This window comes from Pontibacterium sp. (genome assembly GCF_041587635.1).
Taxonomy (GTDB): Bacteria; Pseudomonadota; Gammaproteobacteria; order Pseudomonadales; family Balneatricaceae; genus Pontibacterium.
On the sequence record NZ_JBFGYC010000483.1, the window covers coordinates 1 to 3,069 of the forward strand.

Here is a 3,069-nt window from a genome sequence, read left to right on the forward strand (position 1 = left end):
GCATAAGTAGAGAAGCGCTCACCGTTATTGATATCGTAGATATGAATCTGTTCATATTCTCTGATGCCTGAACGCTCGAGCAGTACACTGTCGATTGCGCAAGAACCTTCGTAATGTAGTTCTGCGTGCGTAACAGTTACGCGATGCAATTTGGCCTTCAAGAATGTCTGCAGCATAAACCTAAAACCTGCGTTTGCTTTCCTGCCCCGGATCTGGCTCCGGGTTCCCCCCAATATTGCTTCCCCAACAGATCCGTAGATCCGTTAATGAGAAGCCCTGCTCTATAAAAGTCCCGATACCTTTATAGAGTTCAGTGCACACTGTGCACTGCTCGCCTCACCCATCATAAATTCCAAATATGTGGGTGGCGGTGCGCATGGTACTAAAAACAAAGCCAAAATGAACTAGTCAATTTGGACAGTGATTTATCACACGTACACGCGGTCGCCAATTCTACCACCAAATTTTGAAAAAATAAGGGTAATCCTTAGAATTCTTATGTCGCATTGGTGAAAATTTCACCAACAGATAACGACTAACATTAAACTCATTCAATAAAAGTTGAATTAGACTCAAAGCATCTTGCAACTAATTGATTTAAAATACTGCGTTTCGATTTAACACCGGATAGAAAGCCGTGGCACAAGTAGATAAAACCGCACAGTTGAGCGCTGCCCTGAAAGACCGCATCCTAATTTTGGATGGTGGTATGGGCACCATGATTCAGGACTATAAACTGGAGGAAGAGGATTACCGCGGCGAGCGTTTTGCTGACTGGCACATCGAGGTCAAAGGTAATAACGATCTGCTGGTACTCACACAGCCAAAGATCATCGCTGATATCCACCGCGCCTATCTCGACGCCGGTGCTGACATTATCGAAACCAATACCTTTAACGCGACCACCATTGCGATGGCCGACTATGAGATGGAGTCGTACAGCCGCGAGATCAATGTGGAAGCGGCGCGATTGGCTCGCCAGGTTGCGGATGAAGTCACCGCTCAGACACCGGACAGACCGCGTTACGTTGCCGGTGTATTAGGCCCGACAAACCGCACCTGCTCTATTTCGCCGGATGTTAATGATCCCGCGTACCGCAACGTCACCTTTAATGAGTTGGCTGAAGCCTACACCGAATCTCTGGATGGATTGATTGAGGGTGGTGCTGACATCATCCTGATCGAGACAATCTTCGATACGCTAAACGCAAAGGCGTGTATCTACGCTGTCGAAACCTATTTCGAAGAAAACGACCTGCGTCTGCCTGTCATGATCTCAGGTACGATTACAGACGCTTCAGGTCGTACCCTGTCCGGTCAGACAACCGAAGCCTTCTGGAACTCGGTACGTCACGCTAAACCGATCTCCATTGGTTTGAACTGCGCGCTGGGACCGGATGAATTGCGCCAGTACGTGCAGGAACTGTCCCGCATTGCAGACACCCACGTCTCCGCTCACCCGAACGCCGGTCTGCCTAACGCCTTTGGTGGTTACGATGAAACACCGGCGCAGATGGGCAAAGAGATTGGCGAATGGGCAGAATCAGGTTTCCTGAACATTATTGGTGGTTGCTGTGGCACCACGCCCGATCACATTCGGGCCATGCGCGAAGCCGCACAACAGCATGCACCACGCGTGATCCCTGATATCCCAGTTGCCTGCCGCTTATCCGGTCTTGAGCCGATGCATATTGGCGAAGACACGCTGTTTGTAAACGTGGGTGAGCGAACCAACGTCACCGGCTCGGCGATGTTCAAGCGGCTGATCAAAGAAAACGATTACGAAACTGCACTCAATGTTGCCCGCCAGCAGGTGGAAAACGGTGCTCAGGTGATCGATATCAACATGGATGAGGGCATGCTGGATGCCCACGCAGCCATGGTTCGCTTCCTCAACCTGATCGCCGGTGAGCCAGATATTGCCTGCGTACCGATTATGATCGATTCATCCAAATGGGATGTACTCGAAGCCGGTCTGCAATGCATTCAAGGCAAAGGCGTGGTGAACTCCATCAGCCTCAAAGAAGGTGAAGAGAACTTCATCGAACAAGCTCGCAAGATTCGCCGCTACGGTGCCGCGATGGTCGTTATGGCCTTCGACGAATCCGGACAGGCTGATACCTATGAGCGCAAGATCGAAATCTGTGAACGCTCCTACCGCGTGCTGGTTGATAAGGTTGGCTTCCCACCAGAAGACATCATTTTTGACCCGAACATTTTTGCCGTTGCAACGGGCATCGACGAACACAACAACTACGCGGTCGACTTCATCGAAGCCACCGGTTGGATCAAGCAAAACCTGCCACATGCAAAAGTATCCGGCGGCGTATCCAACGTATCCTTCTCTTTCCGCGGCAACAATCCGGTACGTGAAGCGATCCATTGTGTCTTCCTTTACCATGCCATCCAACAAGGCATGGACATGGGTATCGTCAACGCGGGTCAGCTGGCTATCTATGATGATCTGCCTGCCGAGCTGCGCGAGCTGGTGGAAGATGTTGTACTTAACCGTCGCGACGATGGCACAGAACGCCTGCTTGAAGTCGCAGAAAAATACCGTGGTGACGGTGCTGCACAGGAAGATCCGCAAGCGGCTGAATGGCGCAGCTGGGACGTCAATAAGCGCCTGAGCCATGCACTGGTTAAAGGCATTACCGAGTTTATCGACGAAGATACCGAAGAGTGTCGCCAAAACTACGCGCGTCCGCTCGAAGTTATCGAAGGACCACTGATGGATGGCATGAGCATTGTCGGCGACCTCTTTGGTGCCGGTAAGATGTTCCTGCCTCAGGTTGTTAAGTCTGCGCGTGTTATGAAAAAAGCCGTCGCCTATCTGATGCCTTACATTGAGGAAGAGAAAGCCGGTAGCGAATCTACGTCAAACGGCAAGATCGTCATGGCCACTGTAAAAGGTGACGTCCACGACATCGGTAAAAACATCGTGGGCGTCGTCCTGCAATGTAATAACTACGAGATTGTCGATCTTGGAGTCATGGTTTCAGCCGAAACCATCCTGCGTACGGCCCGCGAAGAGAACGCTGACATCATTGGCCTGTCTGGACTGATCAC

The 3,069-nt window shown here is 51.0% G+C and carries 2 protein-coding genes; one reads left to right on the forward strand and one right to left on the reverse strand.

All coding sequences use genetic code 11. The features are described 5' to 3' along the window. A partial coding sequence (locus ABYW01_RS17835) for an aspartate 1-decarboxylase (protein WP_372835404.1) occupies positions 1-176 on the reverse strand: 176 nt, incomplete at its 3' end. Between the two features lie 461 nt (positions 177-637). Between ABYW01_RS17835 and metH the strand changes: the two genes are divergently transcribed. Continuing rightward, on the forward strand, positions 638-3,069 hold a 2,432-nt coding region (metH, locus tag ABYW01_RS17840), incomplete at its 3' end, for a methionine synthase (protein WP_372835400.1).